General features: G+C 50.8%; 16 protein-coding genes and 1 rRNA gene. All 17 read right to left on the bottom strand.

Translation table 11 applies throughout. The annotated features are described in order from the left end of the window. Positions 1 to 4 precede the first annotated feature (4 nt). A complete protein-coding gene (locus tag A8708_RS33900; RefSeq protein ID WP_068671372.1) occupies positions 5 to 490 on the bottom strand; it encodes a (2Fe-2S)-binding protein in 486 nt (161 codons plus the stop codon). Next, positions 483 to 2,783, bottom strand: a complete 2,301-nt coding sequence (gene pucD / locus A8708_RS33905; protein ID WP_068671374.1) for a xanthine dehydrogenase subunit D — start codon at positions 2,781 to 2,783, stop codon at positions 483 to 485. The genes A8708_RS33900 and pucD overlap by 8 nt, the downstream gene beginning before the upstream one ends. Continuing rightward, positions 2,773 to 3,807, bottom strand: coding sequence for an FAD binding domain-containing protein (locus A8708_RS33910; protein WP_068671377.1), 1,035 nt, complete (start codon positions 3,805 to 3,807; stop codon positions 2,773 to 2,775). The genes pucD and A8708_RS33910 overlap by 11 nt, the downstream gene beginning before the upstream one ends. A gap of 322 nt (positions 3,808 to 4,129) precedes the next feature. Continuing rightward, positions 4,130 to 4,963: a nucleotidyltransferase family protein gene (locus A8708_RS33915; protein ID WP_082927986.1), complete on the bottom strand. Its 834-nt coding sequence runs from the start codon at positions 4,961 to 4,963 to the stop codon at positions 4,130 to 4,132. Beyond that, entirely contained in the window at positions 4,957 to 5,970 is a 1,014-nt protein-coding gene (locus tag A8708_RS33920) for an XdhC family protein (protein ID WP_068671379.1), read from the bottom strand. The genes A8708_RS33915 and A8708_RS33920 overlap by 7 nt, the downstream gene beginning before the upstream one ends. Positions 5,971 to 6,048: 78 nt before the next feature. After that, positions 6,049 to 7,644 (bottom strand): gamma-glutamyltransferase, encoded by a 1,596-nt coding sequence (gene ggt / locus A8708_RS33925; RefSeq protein WP_068671381.1) that lies wholly within the window; start codon positions 7,642 to 7,644, stop codon positions 6,049 to 6,051. Between the two features lie 2 nt (positions 7,645 to 7,646). Then, the gene (locus tag A8708_RS33930) at positions 7,647 to 8,882 is read right to left on the bottom strand and encodes a pyridoxal-phosphate-dependent aminotransferase family protein (RefSeq protein ID WP_068671383.1); all 1,236 of its coding nucleotides are present in this window, start codon (positions 8,880 to 8,882) and stop codon (positions 7,647 to 7,649) included. Beyond that, complete coding sequence (locus tag A8708_RS33935; RefSeq protein WP_239696931.1) at positions 8,869 to 10,161, bottom strand: Zn-dependent hydrolase; 1,293 nt, start codon at positions 10,159 to 10,161, stop codon at positions 8,869 to 8,871. The genes A8708_RS33930 and A8708_RS33935 overlap by 14 nt, the downstream gene beginning before the upstream one ends. Further along, positions 10,154 to 11,545 carry an allantoinase AllB gene (gene allB, locus A8708_RS33940; RefSeq protein WP_068671384.1) on the bottom strand — a complete coding sequence of 464 codons (1,392 nt, stop codon included), beginning with the start codon at positions 11,543 to 11,545 and terminating at the stop codon, positions 10,154 to 10,156. Before allB ends, A8708_RS33935 begins: the two co-directional genes overlap by 8 nt. A gap of 71 nt (positions 11,546 to 11,616) precedes the next feature. After that, entirely contained in the window at positions 11,617 to 11,973 is a 357-nt protein-coding gene (uraH, locus tag A8708_RS33945) for a hydroxyisourate hydrolase (protein ID WP_068671386.1), read from the bottom strand. Continuing rightward, positions 11,970 to 13,439 carry a factor-independent urate hydroxylase gene (gene pucL, locus A8708_RS33950; RefSeq protein ID WP_082927987.1) on the bottom strand — a complete coding sequence of 490 codons (1,470 nt, stop codon included), beginning with the start codon at positions 13,437 to 13,439 and terminating at the stop codon, positions 11,970 to 11,972. Before pucL ends, uraH begins: the two co-directional genes overlap by 4 nt. Positions 13,440 to 14,195: 756 nt before the next feature. Further along, on the bottom strand, positions 14,196 to 15,125 hold the full coding sequence (locus A8708_RS33955) for an ABC transporter permease (protein WP_068671388.1): 930 nt from the start codon (positions 15,123 to 15,125) through the stop codon (positions 14,196 to 14,198). A gap of 101 nt (positions 15,126 to 15,226) precedes the next feature. Further along, positions 15,227 to 16,348, bottom strand: a complete 1,122-nt coding sequence (locus tag A8708_RS33960; protein ID WP_068671390.1) for an ABC transporter permease — start codon at positions 16,346 to 16,348, stop codon at positions 15,227 to 15,229. After that, a complete protein-coding gene (locus A8708_RS33965; protein ID WP_068671420.1) occupies positions 16,345 to 17,853 on the bottom strand; it encodes an ABC transporter ATP-binding protein in 1,509 nt (502 codons plus the stop codon). The genes A8708_RS33960 and A8708_RS33965 overlap by 4 nt, the downstream gene beginning before the upstream one ends. A gap of 340 nt (positions 17,854 to 18,193) precedes the next feature. Continuing rightward, entirely contained in the window at positions 18,194 to 18,730 is a 537-nt protein-coding gene (locus A8708_RS33970; protein ID WP_068671392.1) for a chromate transporter, read from the bottom strand. Next, positions 18,727 to 19,317 (bottom strand): chromate transporter, encoded by a 591-nt coding sequence (locus A8708_RS33975; RefSeq protein ID WP_068671394.1) that lies wholly within the window; start codon positions 19,315 to 19,317, stop codon positions 18,727 to 18,729. Before A8708_RS33975 ends, A8708_RS33970 begins: the two co-directional genes overlap by 4 nt. A gap of 546 nt (positions 19,318 to 19,863) precedes the next feature. Continuing rightward, positions 19,864 to 19,940: ribosomal RNA gene (gene rrf, locus A8708_RS37215) — 5S ribosomal RNA — on the bottom strand; the annotation flags it as partial.

The raw sequence follows: 19,940 nt of genomic DNA on the forward strand, positions 1-19,940 counted from the left end.
GCTTCTACCCCTCTCTTTTTATAGACAATCCACATTTCTCTACTGCTCTGAAAATCCCCTCATACCCTGTGCATCTGCAAATATTCCCGCACAATGCTTTCTCAGCTTCAGCCCTCGTCGGAGCAGGATTTGCTTCCCACAACGCGGTTAACGTTACAACCATGCCTGCGGTACAGTAGCCGCACTGCAATCCCCCTTCCTCTAACATCGCCTCTTGAATCGGATGCAGCTCTTCGCCTGCTGATATCCCCTCAATGGTCGTGAGTTCCTTGCCCGACGCCTGGTACGCCATCAGTAAACAGGAATTCACAGGCTGACCGTCCAGGAGAATCATGCAAGCGCCGCAGCGCCCAATCTCGCAAGAAACTTTGGTGCCAGTCATCAACAGATCATCCCTCAAAATCGCTGACATCCGCTTGGATGCGGGGACTGGAATTGACACTGCCTTCCCGTTAATGGAGCACTCTAACACATAAGATGTATCAATCACTGGCCTCCACCCCTTCTAACCAATCGATGGATTGCACGATGTCTTCTGGTGATATGGGCAACTTATTTACCCAAATGCCTGTCGCTTGCCGTACTGCCGCCGTTATGGCAGGAGCCAAACCGATAGAACCAATTTCTCCAACGCCGCGAGGGCCAAATGGATCTCCCTCCGGCAGTTCTTCGATCGCTTCCACATGAATACGGTGGGGGCTATCACTGAACGTAGGCACGAGGTAGGTATCCAAGTTATGCCTGAGGTATCGGCTATCCTTCATGACAGCATCCTCGGTTAACGTATAGCCTAAAGCCATCACACTGCCGCCCTCAATTTGTCCTAGATAACCCATCGGATTAATGACAGGCCCTGCAGCAATGACATGATCCGTCTGCAGCACCTTGACCCGACCGGTCAGCATATTGACTTCTACCTCTACGATGGCGGCAGCATAGGAGTACAGGTAGTGCGCCCCGACCCGACCTTCGGGCGTCGTCGGGTAGTCGAACTCCGTATGCGCGAGGATCGGCGCAGCTGCTGCCGCAGCGACCTCCGCATACGTGACAACCGGCTCCCCGGATTCATCACCCTTGTGATGAATCCCGCCTGCGCCGGTTGCGAGGTCTGCGGCCGGAACGCCGCAGACCAGCGAAGCCTGCTCCAGCAGCGCCAGCGCGAAGGCTGGCTTCAGCCGCTGGAGCGCGCGCCACATCATCGTGGTGGCGCGTGAGGCCGTGCTCGACCCGCTGCTCGGCACGCGGTCGGTATCGCCGATGACGATGCTGATGTCATCGGCGGCGCAGCCGAAGCTCTCTTGCAGCATCAACGTGAGTGCTGCATAGAGCCCTTGGCCGAACTCCTCGAAGCCGAAGGAGGCCTGGATCTTGCCCTCCGGCGTGAGCTCGATGCGGCCGCCGGAATGATCGGGGATGCCGAGGCCGAGCCCGGCACCGTGCATCACCAGCGCAGCGCCGACGCCTCGGCGCAGCCAAGGCTCTTGCGCAGCAGCTGCCGGCTGAGGCTGGGCGTAGCGCTGGCGCTCCGCCCAGAGGGGCGACGCCTGCGCTTTCGCCCACACCTGGGCGGCGCCTTCGGTCGCCACGATGGGCTGGCCCATCGGGCCAGGATCGGCGGGCTGGCGCAGGTTACGCTTGCGCAGCTCCCAGGCGTCCAGGCCGAGCTTCTCGGCAAGACGTTCGATTTGGCTCTCCACCGCGAATATGACCTGATTGCCGCCGAAGCCCCGAAACTCACCGGATACACCGTTATTCGTATAGACACTCTTGGCTTCTATGTCAACATGCGGGATTGTATAAGGACCAATGGCATGTTCGGTGGCAAAATTCAACACCTCACACCCCAGTGTCGCGTACGCCCCTGTATCGGCAAGGATGCGAACTTGATGCGCGAGCAGGTTGCCTTCTTGATCGACTCCCGTTTTCATCGTAATCCGCATCGGATGTCGTTTAATGCCGGAAATCACTGATTCACGGCGGGAATTGTGCATTTTGATCGGCTTGCCTGACTTCCGTGCCATCAGTGCGCCGAAGGGCTGTACATTGAGCTCATCTTTCCCACCAAACGAGCCGCCAATCGGACTGGAAACGACTCTGATTTGCTCTTCTGGAATACCCAGAATTCGTGCCAACTGGAAACGATCTTTGTAGCCATGCTGGGTCGGCGAGTAAACGGTCAACCTGCCATTATCCTCAGGTATAAATAGACCACCCTCGGTTTCCATATACGTATGCATTTGTCGAGGCGTTAAATAGGTTTCTTCTACGACATGTGTACAGGAATCGAAAATTTCCAAGATATTCGTTTTCCCATGCTGTAGGGAGGTTTGGTGAAGCAGATTCCCTTCGGGATGCAGCATAATCGTCCCCGCTTCCAGCGCGGTTTCTGGATTATCTACAAGGGGAAGCGGCTCATACACGACTTCAATGAGGCTTAGTGCATATTCTGCTAATTCCTCCGTATCTGCCGCAACAGATGCCAGCGCATCACCAATGTAGCGCACACGATCCTGACAAAACACCGGCTGATGAGGAAAAGCAATCCCGAATAAATTCAACCCTGGTACGTCTTCAGCTGTTAACACCACACGCACGCCGGGTAATTGTTTGGCTTTCGTTGTATCGATAGAAAGAATCCAAGCATGCGGGTATTGACTCCGCAACACTTTCCCATGCAGCATGCCTGGCGCTGTTAAATCAGTGAGATAACGGAGCGCTCCCGTCACTTTCTCCTTGCCATCTGGTCTTATGATCCATTTCTTCGCATTCCGATTAAGGAGCATAGGCTCCGCCCCCTTTGCGCCAGGCTTTGAAGCACTCCGAAATGATTAGATTCGCTGCCGTCAGTTTGCGGTATGCCACCCCTGCATAATCATCGGCTACAGCGTTAAAGTCTGCTATGACCCCTTTGTGTAGCCCCTGCAAAACTGCCTTGTTTAAAGGCTTCCCGATCATTCCCGCTTCGAGATCTGTGAACCTCACAGGAATTGTGTTGCCTCCACCAGCAGCCAAGGCAATGTTGATAACCATCCCATCGGCTTGGAGGGAGAGCCTCCCCGCGACCGTGACTACTGATGGTGTGAACGCCTCTCTGCGTCCAACCTTGAGGTAGAACTCATGGGTGAACTCATTCTTTTGCACTTGGTCTTGATCTTGATCTTGATCTTGCCCTTGCCCTTGCCCTTGCTCTTGCTCTTGCTCTTGCCCTTGCTCTCGCCCTTGCTCTTGACCTTGCTCTTGCCCTTGCCCTTGCTCTTCTACTTCCTCTCCCCCGGCCTCCACAATAATTCCTGTCATAATCTCTTCATGAACACCTTGTGGAGCGGCCAGCCAATCCTTCAAAGCAATGGTTCGCTCCTCCTGACCATTCGTACACCGAATCTGTGCATCCATCACAAGCAATGCGGGAATCAGATCCCCTGTACGTGTCATCACATTGCCACCAATGGAGGCTAAGTTACGAATCGACGGAGCTGCAATCTCTGAGCAAGCTTGCACGAGAAGTCCATATTTCTGCTGAACCAACTCGTTTTTCATCAAATCTGCAATGCTTAAGGAAGGGCCTATTTGAACTTGACCTTGGGAATTAACCGTTAATCCCGAGAGTACAGGAATGCGTCCCAGACTAATGAAATACTTCGGCATCGGGGCGAGCCCATTTTCCCAGCGCGTGCGAAGCCACGTACCTCCAGCAACAAAGACAGCATCTTTGCCCCATTTATGCTTCAATTGAATCGCTTCCTCCACACTTGTTGGCTGCCACACGGAAGGCTGCTGCTCGGGTAGTTGATGCATTGGAACTGACATATCCAACCCTCCTCAGAGATTCTGAATGACCACATGCTCGTTATGCGTTCTGAGTGTGCCGCGAGAAGCCAGCTTGCTGCGTGGTTAGCATGTTCGTTTCGTATCATCTAACGGAACCAAGTTCCGCTAGATGGGCGAAATTTACCATTTCTATAAAGGTGCGGAACGTCGTTCCGTTTCAAAGACTTACTTCTAATAAATTAAATCTACTATAAACAATATTCAAAATTAACGTCAACTAACATAACATCAATTTGTTTTTTTATATAAAAAAATAGCGCATCATTCGTATCAATGCACTCTCTCACTAATTTTATGTCATTTAACTTAACGTATTTATGTGTTTATAGATCGCCTTCGCTTCTTCATATCGTGGAACCGTATCAATATCCATAAATGTCAACTCTTCCGCCTCGACGACCCCCCCGCGATAAGCAGGCATATGAAATAGTGCACGCGCGCCAACATCACCCTTCAACGAAGCGATAGCTGACCACATCCCGCTCCCTAGCATGACTGGTGGCTTCGGGACACCTTTATCACCACTAGCCACATAATGGTACTCCGCTCCTGTCTCGTAAGCATCAATCAGCCGATCCAACATGGCTGTCTCGATGAATGGCTGATCAGCAAGCATCACTAATGCGCCATCTGCCGCCAGTTCCTCTGCCACCTGAATACCCATGCGTAGCGAATAGGCCATGCCCAGACTAGCCTCAGCACACTCCACGACTCGACATCTTCCACTCTCGCGTTCTTGACGAGCTTCTTCCGGCAGCCATGCCAGCGTATCGCCTTCCCGCACAATGACAACCACTTGCTCGAACGCAGCACACTTCAGCGCCTTCACCAGAGCAATCCCCCCGAGGCTGATGCCCTCCTCCATCTGGAGGGATTGCTTCGAAGTCCCCATACGCCGACTGCTTCCAGCCGCCAAGTAGATGCCAACGATATTCTTCCCTAATCTTCTCTTCGCTCTCGCCTTCTCGTCTGATTCCACCATTTTCTCCGTTCTCACCATCTTCTCAAGCTTCACCTCTTCCCTTGGTTCCACCAGCTTCTCACCTGATCTCACTATCTCTCCGGTACCACCCTCTCCCCCGAGCCTGCCATCTTCTCCGCGTTTATCGGCTCCCCCTCCCCATTGCTTCACCATGAACGCAAGCCCCCAAGATCTCGTCCCTGAGAGAAAGATGTTGAACACACACTCACTCCATCTCTGCTCCGTTTAATCGCAATCAGCTCCGCCACAATGCTGATCGCATTCTCAAACGCGCCTTCCGAGCCGATGTTTAACCCAATTGGCGCATGCAGCCAGTCGGGACGCTCGAAACCTTCTAGCATTTTTGCCGTACGCTCCTTCGAGCCCATGATGCCCAGATAGTGCAAGTCATAAGCCATAATGCCTCGGAAGAAGGCAGCGTCCTTCTCGAACTGATGACTCATGATCACGACGTAGTCTCGCTCATGCAGCGCAAGCTTGTCGACTAACGCCTCTGGAAGATCAACCATCGTTTCTACCCCAGGAAACCTCTCTGCATTGCAGAACGATTCACGCCAGTCCGTAACCACTACACGGAAGCCGCTGCTTGCTGTCATTTGTACAAGCGGGACCGCATCCCCATTCGCACCGAACACAATGACTCTAGGTTTTGGCCTAAATAGTGTACTCGTCATAGAGCGAAACGGCTCCCTCACCGAAGATGCCGAATGCCCCTGCTCATCCATTCCTTCTCCCCGTAGCGCATATCTAATATCCAAATACCCATCGGTATAGGTGCGAATAAGTTCTACGACTTCCCCGCAATCCAATCTATTTTTCACAACTAGCAGGTTAACCAGCAGCTCACCAGCAAGTGGCTCAAGCAATATACGGATTAAACCTCCGCATCCAATCGTCTCTCCCCAACCAAAGTCATCGGCAGGCCTCATGTCGTATTCAACCATTTGTGGTTTTTGCGATTCCCACACGCCCGGTACGTAGGCAGCGAGATCCCCCTCCAAACACCCCGGAGAAATACTCCCCAACGTACTTCCGTCCGCCATCAAAAGCATGAGTGCTCCTTGCTTGCGATAAGCGTGGCCTTCCACATGAATCACTGTCGCTAATACACGCGCACCCGTATCACTTTCCACAGCTTGCAGAATGTCATAAGCCTCCATCGCTCATCGCTCCTTCTTTTTATAAAGTAGACACTTCTCTTTCCTTTCACGCCTTGTAAACTCCCACGCAATCCCTTGCTACCAACCAATTGCCAGCCCATCACCACGCGGATCTGCTGCCCCACTCATAAAGCCCTGCTCATCAATGACAATACCCTGCGCCTGCCCCATAATGCCGTCCCACGACTTCACAGGCTCCACGCGATGACCCCATTGCTTGAGTTGGACATATACCTCAGGTTCAAGCCGATGTTCCATCTTCAACGCATCCCCATTTTCCCCCCAAGTACGCCCATAAACCCAACGTGGCAGCGAAATGGCTTCCTGAATCGATAACCCGTAATCCAATACCCCCGTGAGTATCGAAAGCTGCGTCTGTGGCTGGCCTTCTCCACCTTGTGTGCCGAACAGCATATATGGCTTTCCCGCCCTACTTACCATCGCAGGCATCAATGTATGGAACGATCTTTTACGAGGCTCCAAAACGTTGGCGCACCCCGCATCTAATGAAAAGAAGGAGCCGCGATTTTGCATAATAATGCCTGTATCGCCAGGTACGTATACTGCTCCGAAATCGAAATAGAGACTCTGGATAAAAGAAACCGAATTCCCTTCTTCATCTACAACAGCCGCATAGGCGGTGTCCTGACCAATCGCAGGTGAGAAATGGTCATTAACTTTCAGTGGATTCGCCTGAATCTCACCCCACAGTTCCTGCGCATACGATTTAGACAACAATCTTTCAAGCGGTATCTCTCTAAAATGAGGATCGGTCAAATAGCGATCGCGATCCCTGAACGCTTTCTTGATTACTTCCGACATCAGATGGTAGAAGTTCGCCGATGATCTAGGCACAGTCCGCATATCAACATGTTCTAACATATTCATCATCATGAGCGCTGTGAACCCTTGCGAGTTCGGTGGCATTTGATAAACGTCGTATCCACGATACGTCGTCGATAGGAGATCCACCCATTCGCCCGCGCAGCTGCGGAAATCTTCTTCCTCTAGGAGTCCGCCATCCCGCTTCATGTTATCCACAATGGTCTGCATGAGCGAGCCCGCGTAGAACGCATCTCTTCCCTCCTTCTGAACCAGTCGAAGTGTCCGTGCCATGTCGGGCTGAATCAGCCGATCCCCTTCCTTCAGAAGCTCGCCATCTCGCATATACAAAGCACTAAGCTGCACAGAAGCCCGAATGAATGGCTCATCCTTACGCATCCAGAACAGTAAGTTCCGGGAGATCGGAAACCCTTTTTCCGCATAGCCAATGGCTGCATCGAATAATTTTGCCCACGGAAGTTTGCCGTACTTTTCCCACACCTGCCACCAAGCATCCACCATACCCGGAACTGTTATTGCGCTCATAATGCCGCGCTGTGGAATCCCGCTCATCCCTTGCTCTCTATAATAATCAGGCGTCGCCTTCGCAGCGGACCTCCCGCTTCCATTGAAACCGATATATGCGCCTGTCTCCGCCTCATACATGAGGAAAAAAGCATCTCCCCCGAGCCCCGTCATATGCGGGTAAACAACACCCAGGGTGGCGCTAATCGCAATTGCTGCATCGAACGCATTACCTCCCTGCTGTAGAATCTTACTCCCCACGGAACTAGCCAAATAATGTGGCGTAGCAACCATGGCCTGCTCTCCTCGTGGCATGATGTTTAGCATGCTTATCCCTCCCCATCAAGAGCATATACCGCCAGTGCAGCTTGCAGCGCCTTCCCTACAGATACATCCACACCATACCAATGGAGTGTTGCTTCCAGAGCTCCGAGGACATGAAGCACATTTTTCTGATTACAGCTAAAACCCATCGTGCCGATGCGCCAAATCTGTCCCTTCAATGGACCAAAGGAAGAAGCAATTTCAATGCCGAAGCTGTTCAGCAGCATCGATCGAACAGCTTCCCCGTCAACCCCGCTGGGAATGCGAATACAAGTTACTACGGGCAGCTTACATAGTGGATCACCAAATAGCGTTAATCCCATTGCCTGCAAACCAGCAACCAGAGCCGATTCATGACGCTTATGTCGCAGGAATCGTTCCTCCAGTCCCTCCTGCAGTACAAGGCGTAATCCTTCACGCAGCGCATACAACATCGTCGTAGCCTCTGTATGGTGATTCAACCGCTTTGGACTCCAGTAATCCTGCAGCATGCCGAGATCGAAATAATTACTCGCCACAGTTTTACCAATCGCAACAGGGGAGCCTTTCTCCCGCAGTCCGCGCTCAATCGTTTTACGGCGCTGCACCCTCGCTTCCACGCGATCATTGTACGTAATTGGGGACATGCCTGATGGAACAGATAAACATTTTTGCGTGCCGCCAATGACCGCATCTAGCCCCCATTCGTCGGTTTTCACGGGTACACCGCCAATCGTGGCAACAGCATCTACAACAAGCAGGGCATCCACTTCTCGGCAAGCTGCCCCAATCCCATCGAGCTTTTGGATACAGCCTGTCGACGTCTCACCATGTACCATCGCAACGATGGTTGGCTTCTCCCGCTCAATAGCGGTAACAATGTCAATAGGGTCGAACACAGTTCCCCATTCTTGCTCAATAATCGCCACTTCAGCCCCGCAACGCTCAGAAATTTCTACCAGTAAATGTCCAAATCGTCCGTAGATCGGAACGAGCACTTTATCGCCTGGCTCAATAATGCTAACCAGCACAGCCTCTATACCTGAACGGGAAGTCCCATCGATTGGGAACGCCCATTGATTATTCGTTTGAAATACATCTCGAAGCATCTCCATCGTTTCATTCATAAGCTCGGTAAACTCCGGATCGAACTGCCCTAGAATGGGATAGGACATCGATCTCAGCACCCTGGGGTCAACCTCGACCGGTCCCGGAGTCATAATCGTGCGAAGGGATGGTGATAAATCTTTATAGGTTTTCATCTGCTTTGCCCCCGTAGCCGTATTGATATAACACATGAACGAGTGTCTGGAAGCCGACAATGAGATCCTCCGGCTTCGTGAACTCGTTGGGATTATGACTGATGCCTGCCCGACTCGGCACGAAAATCATAGCCGACGGACAGATCGGTCCGAATAACTGAGCATCGTGTCCCGCTCCACTCGGCATGCGGATATGCTCGTAGCCATAGAAGTCGCAGGCAGCCTCAATTTCCGCCGAAATCCCACTATCCATGGCTACCGGTAACGCATTTAGATGTTCCACAGTATCTATATAAAGCTCTCTTCTCGCCGCTATTTCCACAAACCGCGATATCAGCTCTGTACGAAAAGCCTCCATCTTCCGCTCGTCCGTATGTCTAATATCCAACGTAAACTCGACTTCACCAGGCACTACATTCGATGTTCCACGTTTTACTTCTAAGCGCCCTACGGTAGCTACCAAAGGTTCGCCCTCCGCAAAGGCCATCTTCTCTGTCATTGCAACCATCTCGGCAGCGGCAGCCAGCGCATCTTTGCGCATGGTCATTGGGGTCGTTCCCGCATGATTGGGTATACCCGTAACGACAATCGTCATTCGAATTTGGCCAACAATCGCTGTGACGACACCAATCTGCTTCTCTTTAAACTCAAGGACTGCTCCCTGTTCGATATGAATTTCAATATATCCGCCAATCCCATTGCGTTTCGCTGGTTGGGACTCACCCTGATCAATTTCAAAGCCCGCCCTCGCCATCGCTTCGAGCAACGTCACACCCTCTGGATCAGCAAGGCCTGCACCTTCAGCTAATGAAAGTACCCCTGTCACATGACCGGAGCCCCAATAAGCCAACGGAAACCGACTTCCCTCCTCCTCGCAAAAGGAGACCATCTCCAAGGTCCGTTTCGGCGTCCCGTACACGGCCTTCAAATAGCCGAGCGCCATCATTGAAGCGATGACGCCGTAGGCCCCATCGTATTTCCCGCCGTTTTTGACCGTATCAATATGTGAACCTGTCAGTATCGGCTTAAGCGATGGGTCTGATCCAAGCAATTTGCCGTACACATTGCCGATTTCATCAAAATCTGCCTTGATCCCCATGCTTTGCATATGGTCTATCAATGCTAATTGCGCCTTGAGCCAAGGCTCCGCATACAAGAGCCGGGTTACGCCGCCTTCCGGATCGGCGCCGAAGGTCGCCAGCCACTCCAAAGCAAGCAGCATGCGCTCCCCGTATTGGGCTAGCATCTCTTCCTGGGGGTGCCCTTTCATTTTAGCCATCTAGCCCGCCTCCGATCGATGCACTATGACGCAGCCAAGCTCCCTCTAATGCTGCTCCAACGCCCACGCCTCTTTCGTACACGTTCACGCCTCGTAGGAAAGTTGATTTCACGCTGCAGCCGAACGCTTTCCCCACATAGGGACTTTGCTTATGACGATAGAGCAGATCGCTTTCTTGCAGCGTATAGCCCGCTGCCAAGTCCACCAAAGCTAGATCCGCGTCAGCCCCTATGGCGATTTCCCCCTTGCGGGGATAGAGCCCGAAGCGCTTAGCTGGCTCAAGCGCTAGCATGCGAGCGAGTTCCGTTAGCGGAACCTCTCTACGGAGGTGGCCCTCATCTAGCATCAGCTCAAGCGTGCTTTGCGCCCCCGAAATGCCCCCCCATGCTGCGAAGAAATCCCCCTGCTTCATGTGTTTAGGTGAAGGAGAGTGATCTGAAGCGATGATGTCGAATCGACCGGCCTTCAGCTCTTCCCATAAGGAAGCTTGATCTTCCACCGAGCGGATGGGCGGAGCGCATTTTGCCACGGGTCCAAGGCGTTCAACCTCCACATTCGTTAGCGTCAAATAGTGCGGACACGTTTCCACCGTAACATCCATGCCCTGTGCCTTTGCCTTCGCAATGACCTGCACTGCCTCAGCAGAGGAGATATGTACAAAATGCAGCATACAACCTGTCATCTCCGCATAGTCCAATGCTCGGCTGACAGCCTCCACTTCAGCGGCAATCGGCCTTGTCGCGATGAAATCCAGTGCGCTGCGTTTACCCGCTTGAACAGCCTCCGCAGTGAGCTTCGAGACGATCTCTTCGCTCTCAGCATGTAGTGCAAGCACTAGACCTAAACGCGCAATTTCCTTCATGCCGTTAACTAACGTCTCATCGTCCACTTCCGTGAAGATATCTTCACCCTCTCCGCCCGGGCAGGACATGAAAGCTTTGAAACCAATGACCCCTGCTTGTGCCAGCCCTTCAAGCTCGCCTACATTACCAGGAACGAGACCGCCCCACAGGGCATAGTCAACATGGGATTGCCCTTCGGCTGAATTCAATTTCATCTCTAAGGCACTGAGCCGAACCGTAGGCGGAACACCATTGAGCGGCATATCAATATAGGTTGTGCATCCGCCAGCAGCCAGCGAGGCAGAACCTGTGACGAACCCCTCCCAATGACCAAGTGCAGGCTCATTGAAATGAACATGTGCATCAATCATGCCCGGCAGGATCGTTAAACCTTCCGCATCATAAACAGGTGTTTCCTCCGATACAACGAGGTTTTCGCTTAATGCTGCAATTTTGCCGTTCCGTATCCCGATATCCAGCTGCCGACACGCATCTTGCTGGACTACCTTCCCTTTGCGTATGATAAGATCCAATTGATTCATCCTACGAAGCCCTCCCTCGAAGCTCTCTGTCTATGCAAGTAACGATGCAATCAACGACTGACTTCTATGTACTAACTCCCGCGATACGTGTTATACCCCCAAGGTGCAATTAATAAGGGCACGTGATAGTGGGAATCCTTATTCGCCACCCCAAAACGAATCGGCACTTGATCCAGAAAAGCCGGCTCTGGAAGCTCTACACCATTCCCTCTGAAGTAGTCACCTACATGAAAGAGAAGCTCATACGTCCCCATTGTAAAATCTTCCCCACTCAGCATCGGCCCTGGCAGTCTGCCATCTGTATTCGTAACGTCAGTGCGAAGCTTCTTTGCCACGCCTCCTTCAAGTCGAAACAAATCGATCCTCACGCCAACCGCCGGTCGACCGCTGCTTACATCTAGAACATGCGATGTGATCCCTACGCTCATAGGCCCTCCAGATCACGTTTTGTCATCGAAAATCCTTGGAAACCATACGGCGGTCTAGGCTCTGTAAACACTTTACCTTCCCCGACAGAAACCTCCTCAAGAATGGTTTCCCACGTCCGATTGTTGGACTCAAATCGAATTTCTTGAAGCTGTGGGAAGCGCAGTAACGCACGTTGACCGATGCGATAGATGAGATTTTGGATCGATGGCGAATGCTGCTCATGGAATACGGTATGCGCAATATCACGAATTTGCTCTGCCGCTACATAGCGCCCTAAATCGGCATCGAAGGCATCTTCCGCTGCTTCATACGTCCATGCGATGTCTAGAAAAATAAACAGAGGGCGATCCGAAGATTCTGGCAGTGTTGTGTACTCATCGCGAACGAAACCAGCGAAGGAGCTTCCTTTGACTTTAATTAGTTTTAGATCGGCTATGCCAGCGTAGTGATCTGCGAGGACGATCTCATCTGCCACGCGTATGAGCTCCACGAATGCGGTTGGGTGTTCATTTTGTGAATAACGATACACGAGATCCCCTGCTTGCAGGCCTGTTGGCCCTGGAACTGGCAGCGTTTCGAACGCCACCTGGTCTGCGCTCATTTTGATCCCCGTCATCCATGGATACTTCTCTAAGAAAAGTCTGCTCGCCAAAGCCAAAAATCCCTCCGCCGTAGCCCCTTCATACTCACCTGCTTTGCGCAGAATGAAGTTCTTCATTGAATCCGTAGCTACAACATTGGTGTTATCTCCCTCGCTAAATGAGGTGAACAGCTTCTCTCCGCTCACAGCTACTTTGATGTTCATGCCGAACAACACATTATCTCGCCCTGTGAAACCCGATTCCGGAATTAATGTGATATTCGTAAGCGGCTTGGCATATGAACGATAGACCCAAACATCACCTTTTCCGTAGTACATGGTTCTCTCTGTGCCCTTTGCTTGTTCCATCGCTTTCTCCTCCATTTCTTCCATCACGATATCTGTTAGTCTGAACCGCCCAATCTTACAAACCTCCTGCAATGCCGTAAGCAACTCCACTTCAGGAGTTCCATGTATACGATAATGTAACGCCTCACGTATGGTTTCCTTGGTCTGGCCCTTCACCGCCATGATAAAAGGAAACTGGAATCGGCCCGTGTACTGTGTATTTAAAGAAAGAAACTGTTCGTATTCTTCAGGAGTTAATTGGTTAAGACCGGCACTTGACTGCTCCTTGACCGAGTGGTCGGTCATTCCCACGCGTGTACCCAGATCGGGATGTGCCCGAAGCAGCGCCAGTTGCTCGTCACGAGTTGCTCGCTCTACCTCTCGTTCAAGAGCACTAATCATATCCGTAATGTCGGCGAACGGCCGAAATCGCGATGCTCGTTCTGCCACCCATGGCGAGTGTTCAAACAGGGAACCAAACGCTGCAATGAACGCTTCTTGACTCATGTCATTAACTTGCTTCCGTGTGATCTTCATAGCCCCGACACCTCGACTTCCACCTTAAATCCTCTGCCTTCTTTTCCAAGATTTGTTTCATTGTAATGGCGCTATCCCTATGGGTCAATTTATATGAAAGAAGTTTGTAATCTTTCATAACATCGTTAACTTTTTTTGTATTTTTGCTAAAATAGTTGGCCAACATCGACGTTTCGGCCCTACTATTGCGCTATTTCTGATCCGCACATCTGTATCTGTATACAATCTCCAATCACCGAACTCACATTACCTCTCCATCACATCTCCCACTCCCACTCTCCACCCACCAATTCAACGCTACATCGACCTCCTCATTTCCTTTCACTCATATCACATCTCCGGCTCCCACTCTCCACCCACCAATTCTGGCCGCTATCAAACACGCATCATTCTTCACTCAAAAACTTTAGCTGTATAAACTACAGTTATTTTCTTCGAATTTGCTCGTTTTTTAAGAATAATTGTAATATATGTAGGTAATTTTAAGAAATATTGAAGAATCAAGCTAATCCTTGATAATTAACTACAGAAAATACATCTAAATCCACCTTTTCCCTCAATTTGCACTCAAATAACTGTAGAAAATCCAGTTAAATCAGAAACCCGAGTCATTTCTTGAGACCTGACGAGTTTAGAGCCAGCTCCGCCCCCCACACACACACACTCAGCGCAAAAAAACCACCAGAATAACAAAACTCCCAGTGGTTTTCTTTATCTCCCATTACCGGCTGCACCCAGCGGCTGCCGCTCCTACAACTAAAATCTCTGTTCCCTTATATAAGGCACACCTAGCGCCTCAGGCGCACCAGAAGGTCTATTCTTATTCCGCCAACCAAGGAACATTAGCACTAGAATGGTGACGACGTACGGAATCATTTTCAGAAAATAAGAAGGAATATGGCTGCCGATGAGCTGCACACGGAATCCCAGACTATCCAAAACCCCGAAAAAATACGCGCACACGAGCGCACGAATAGGATTCCACCTTGCAAAAATAATAAGCGCCACCGCAATCCAACCCCGTCCGGAGGTCATTCCCTCGTTCCATGTTGGTGTATAGACAAGCAGCAAATCTGCTCCACCCATCCCGATCAGCATCGAACCCACGACAATACAGCCATAGCGAATCGCAATCACAGGAATACCCATGACGTCCGCCGTAGCCGGATTATCCCCAACTGCGCGCAGATGAAGCCCCCATGAAGTACGATGGATGAACAAGTGCATAGTCAGCACGAGCACGAAACTTAACCATGTAAACAAATCCATATGGGCAAAAACCCCACCAATCACCGGCACATGCTCTAGCCACGGCATATCAAGCTTCGGCACTGCACCCACAAGTGGTTGACCACTCACAGGCTTTCCTAAATACGCACTAAGCCCCGCACCGAATATTGTCATGGCCAACCCGCAAACAACCTGATTTGCATGTAACGTAACGCATAGAAATCCATGAAGCAAACCGAGTACCCCACTCACCGCTAGCACGCATAGAATAGCCAGTACTAAACTTCCTGAATGTATGAAAACGAGGCATGCAGTTACCGCACCCATTAACATCAAGCCTTCAGCGCCAAGCTGCATGATGCCAGATCTTTCGATCAAAATGCCACCCAATACGGCCAGGAGCAACGGTGTGCCCGAAGAGATTGCTGAAGCAATGATTTGCGTGATCATATCCAATCTCTTACACCCCCTTAATTATCCGTTCATTAACAACGTTAAATAAAATAACGACTCCCTGCCTCCCTGAATTGCCCAACATTTTCGCGCCATCTGCTCCCTCAGCTGTTCCTACGAATACGAAATTTCCCCGCCATTCCCCCAGCAATGAGGAAGAACAGAATCGCTCCTTGAATCATCGAGGAAATGGAAGACGGAAGCCCGATTGTTTGCACACTATACCCTCCAACAATGAGCCCACCGAAAAGCACCGAAGCAACCACAAGCCCAATCGGATTCAACTTCGCCAGCCAAGCCACAATAATAGCCGTGTACCCATACCCCGGAGAAATCCCGTACATAAGACGGTGCGCTACACCAGACACTTCTCCCATACCAGCAAGCCCCGCCAATCCGCCGCTAATCACCATTACCAACAGGACATGCTTGGAGATACGAATGCCAGCATTTCTAGCCGCTTCACTATTGGCACCAATCAACCTCAGCTCATACCCCCACCGCGTATAACGGACGACGAAAGCATAAATCAGCACAGCAATGATGGCAAAAATCAAACCTACGTGCAGCCGCGTTCCCCCAAAGGTAGGCAAAGATTGTGCAACAGTAAACATCGGCGATCCTGGAAAGTTAAAGCCTTTTGGATCTTTCCACGGCCCGAATACCACATAATTCAGCGCCAGCAACGCTACATAGTTTAGCATCAACGAGGTAATGAGTTCATTTACCTGAAAATAGTTCCGCGGTATCGCCGTCAGCAATCCCCAGAAACCGCCGGCCACCATGCCCGCGACCATCATAGCTGGAATCGACAGGTACATCGGCAGATGCGGAAAATATACCGTAATCGCCGTCGCCGCCATCGCCCCTGCCACAAACTGGCCTTCAGCCCCGATGTTCCACACCGATATGCGGTAAGCAATCGACACGCCCAGCCCGCAAAGCAGCAAAGGAATCACCTTTACGAACGTTTCCGTTAAACCAAAGGTGGAGCCGAAGGCTCCTTGCACCATCTTGCCGTAAACCATGAAGGGATTCATGCCATTCAATGCGATAAAAATCCCACAAGCCATCAACGCCATCACAATGGCGATAATCGTTAGCCACCAAGGGCTATTCGCCCCTGCGGGATCGATTTCCAAACGATACGGCAAGCGGAAGCCGGCTCCGCGCTTATTCCCTTTATTTTCAATGGGAATGCTGCCCGCTGTTCGTTGTTCACTCATCCTGCATCCTCCTCCAATCCCGCCGTCATCAGTATACCAACGTGCTCGCGGCTCGCCGCTTCCCTCGGGATATTCCCGACAATGCGCCCATCGTACATGACCAGAATACGGTCAGCTAACTGCAGCACCTCATCTAGATCCTCCGAAATGAGCAGCACGGAGCGCCCCTTACTTCGCAAATCCTCCAGCAGTTGATACACACCCTCCGACGCACCTACATCGAGTCCCTGTGTCGGATGCACCGCAATCATAAGCTTGGGACCTTGATCAATCTCCCTTGCGAAGAGCAGTTTCTGCTGATTCCCACCCGACATGAATTGAACAGGCGAATCAATCCCCGACGTTTTCACATCGAACATCTCGACCAACCGCTGAGACCAACTTCGGTTACTTCCCGTTCGCAACAACCCGAACCGCGACCGTTCTGGCGAACGATATGTTTTGAACAACAGATTATCCACCGAGCCTAGACTCCCAGCAAGGCCGCTCCGCATCCGATTCTCTGGCACATGCCCGATTCCAAGCTCAATCGCTCCCCGAACCGAACCACCTCGCATCATCTTGCCGTCAAAATGGACTTCCCCTTGCTTCCAAACGCGCAGCCCCGTCAGCACTTCTGCCAGCTCCTTCTGCCCGTTCCCAGAGACGCCAGCTACACCAACAATCTCCCCTTCATTTACTTCAAAATGAAGCCCATCCAACACCTTGCGTCCATGGTCCGCAAAGACATCAAGCCCTTTGACCGTGAGCATCGGCTTGCCAGTCACTTTCGCTTTCAACTGCGAGCGGCTCGCTACGCTCATCTCGCCCACCATCAACTGCGCAAGCTCACGCTCGCTCGTTTCCGATTTCGCCATCGTCGCAATCATCCTACCCTTGCGCATGACCGAGATATGATCCGCCGCGAACATCACCTCTTTGAGCTTATGCGTCGTCATAATGACCGTTTTGCCTTCCTTCTTCATCCGATTCAGCGTCTCAAAAAGGAGATCAACCTCTCCCGGCGTCAACACCGACGTTGGCTCATCTAGAATAATAAAATCCGCTCCCCGATAGAGCGTCTTTACAATTTCCACTCGCTGCTGCTCGCCGACAGATAACTGCCAGATGGGCCGATCTACGGGAAACAGCAGCCCAAAGTGCTTCGAAATCGCCTCGATTTCCTCCGACTTCTTCGACAACCATCCGGGTCCGCGCCAGAAAGAGCCTGCTTCCCCAAGCACAATATTCTCAGCAGCCGTTAGGGTCTGCACGAGGCGAAAGTTCTGAAACACCATGCCGATCCCCAGCTTCATCGCATCCTTCGGTGAGCGAATGCGCACCTGCTCGCCATGTAGATAGATCTCCCCGCTCGTCGGCCGATATACGCCGGACAACATGCACATCATCGTGCTTTTGCCTGCACCATTTTCGCCAAGCAACGCATGAATCTCTCCCGATCTCGCGCGGAAATCCACCTTATCATTCGCCAGCACGGAACCAAACTGCTTAACGATTTGGACCATCTCTACAGCATCCTTCTCTTGTTTATGCACAGGTTTACGACCTCCTTATTCCGTTAGACAATATCCCTCACCCTGATACGACATAACAGCAAATCCCAACCACTCTCACCCCGATACAACAAACAGCAATCCCCACCGTTCTCTCATACAACAAACAGCAAATCCCTACTAGGGATTTGCTGTTTGTTGACAACGATATGGTCGAACTATTCCTTTATCCCTCTCACATCACTATAAGGTCCGCCCATCTTGAGCGTCAATAAACATGACACTAAGTTTGGTCACCTAACGAAAAGAGGCGCAAGCTTTGTGCTTGGCGCCAAATTTATGTTAGATATAATTACATGGACAGAAAAATCCCACCATATACGAACCCTGCAAGAATTACAAAAGCCGGATGTATTTTACGAATTTGGATCAAATAAAAAGCTGCCGCGGCGATCCCAAAAAACTGCAAATACCCGATCACTTTCGTAGACTCCACCAAGCTGCTCCAGGTGACCAGCACCATCATGATTGCAATAACTGGCTGCACCAGCAGCGTCATGCCTTTAATCACAGGGGATTGTTTGTATTTCTGCAGCATATTCAACAAAATAATCAGTGCAATAATCGACGGCACCACCGTTGCCGCTACTGTAATAAGCACGCCTGGCCAGCCGCCGACTTGGTATCCAACATACGCGCCAATTTTCGTCGCAATCGGCCCAGGCAGCGCATTCGCAAGCGCCAACATATTGGAGAACTCACTGCTGTTCATCCAATTGTGATTCGTTACGATCTCTTGGAACATCAGCGGGATCGACGAAGGACCACCGCCATAGCCAAACACATTGGCAAGAAAGAAACTAACGAGCAAATGCCACCAATCCATCATACGCCATCACCTTTGCCAAGCGTCTTCTTGCTCTTCGCCCACTTATCCCTGAGCCTATGATGGAAGGCTCCATATAGGAGGAACATGAATATCACGATAGCGGGATGCACCGATAAAGGTTGTAGCAGCAGGAAAGCTATGATGAAAAAAGTAACCCCCGCTGGCCACCCCAACCCTTTGATCGCTTTCTCGCCAAACTCATATGCCATCACGCCTAACATGACCGCGACAATCGGAACCACCGCAGCAATCATTCCCTTGATTACATGCGACGTGCTGAAGAATGTAATAAATGAATACAACCCCACCATTGCCACGCAAGTAGGAAGGATATGCGCCAAAACGCCAAGGAGCGCACCCCATCCACCTTTTAGCCTATAGCCTAGATAACCCGCCAGCTTCGTCGCAATCGGCCCCGGCAGCGCATTCGCAATAGCAAGCACCTCCATAAACTCCTCATCCTTCATCCACTTAAAACGCGTGACCGCTTCATACCGAATTAATGGCACAATCGACGGCCCGCCGCCATATCCCAAAATCCCCGTTCGAAACATCGCCGTACCTATTTGAACATAGGCGTTCTCCACTATGTATCACTCCCATTCCATCGTTGCTTCACCTAAGTAATAAACTAAACCTTATTGTATTATAAAATGAAGCATTTATTAGGGATTCTCGTTATATTTTGTGAAAATAACAAAATTTCATTGGAATCTTGGAACTTGGACTTGGCTAGGTGCTTCATTCCATCCCCTTGCCCCCGCCTCTACTTCGCTCGTTCATCAAAATGCTATTCCCCAGACCTCCGCACCACTCACTCACCAAACCGGAAGCTAGCCAACTAAATGGATTTTATACAGTTAATGTCTCTACTTTCACCACTCTCATCAAACTAGATGGATTATATGTAGCTAATTTCGGATAAATAAGCAAAAATGTCGAGTATCAATGATATTAGATGTAGTTTTTCCATCTAAAGCAATTTATTAGCGTTAAACATTAAAATTAAATGTAGTAAATGCAGTTAATGGTTAAATGCGCTAGATTAGCGACAGCCTAAGTTTGGAATCCACGTATGAAATAAAAAAAACCTCACTTGGAATAATCCAAGTAAGGCTCTTTCAGTTACATTTGCTTGGCAACGTTCTACTCTCCCAGAACCCTGCGGTTCAAGTACCATCGACGCTGGAAGGCTTAACGGTCGTGTTCG

Source organism: Paenibacillus oryzisoli, from assembly GCF_001653565.1.
In the GTDB taxonomy this organism is placed as follows: domain Bacteria; phylum Bacillota; class Bacilli; order Paenibacillales; family NBRC-103111; genus Paenibacillus_E; species Paenibacillus_E oryzisoli.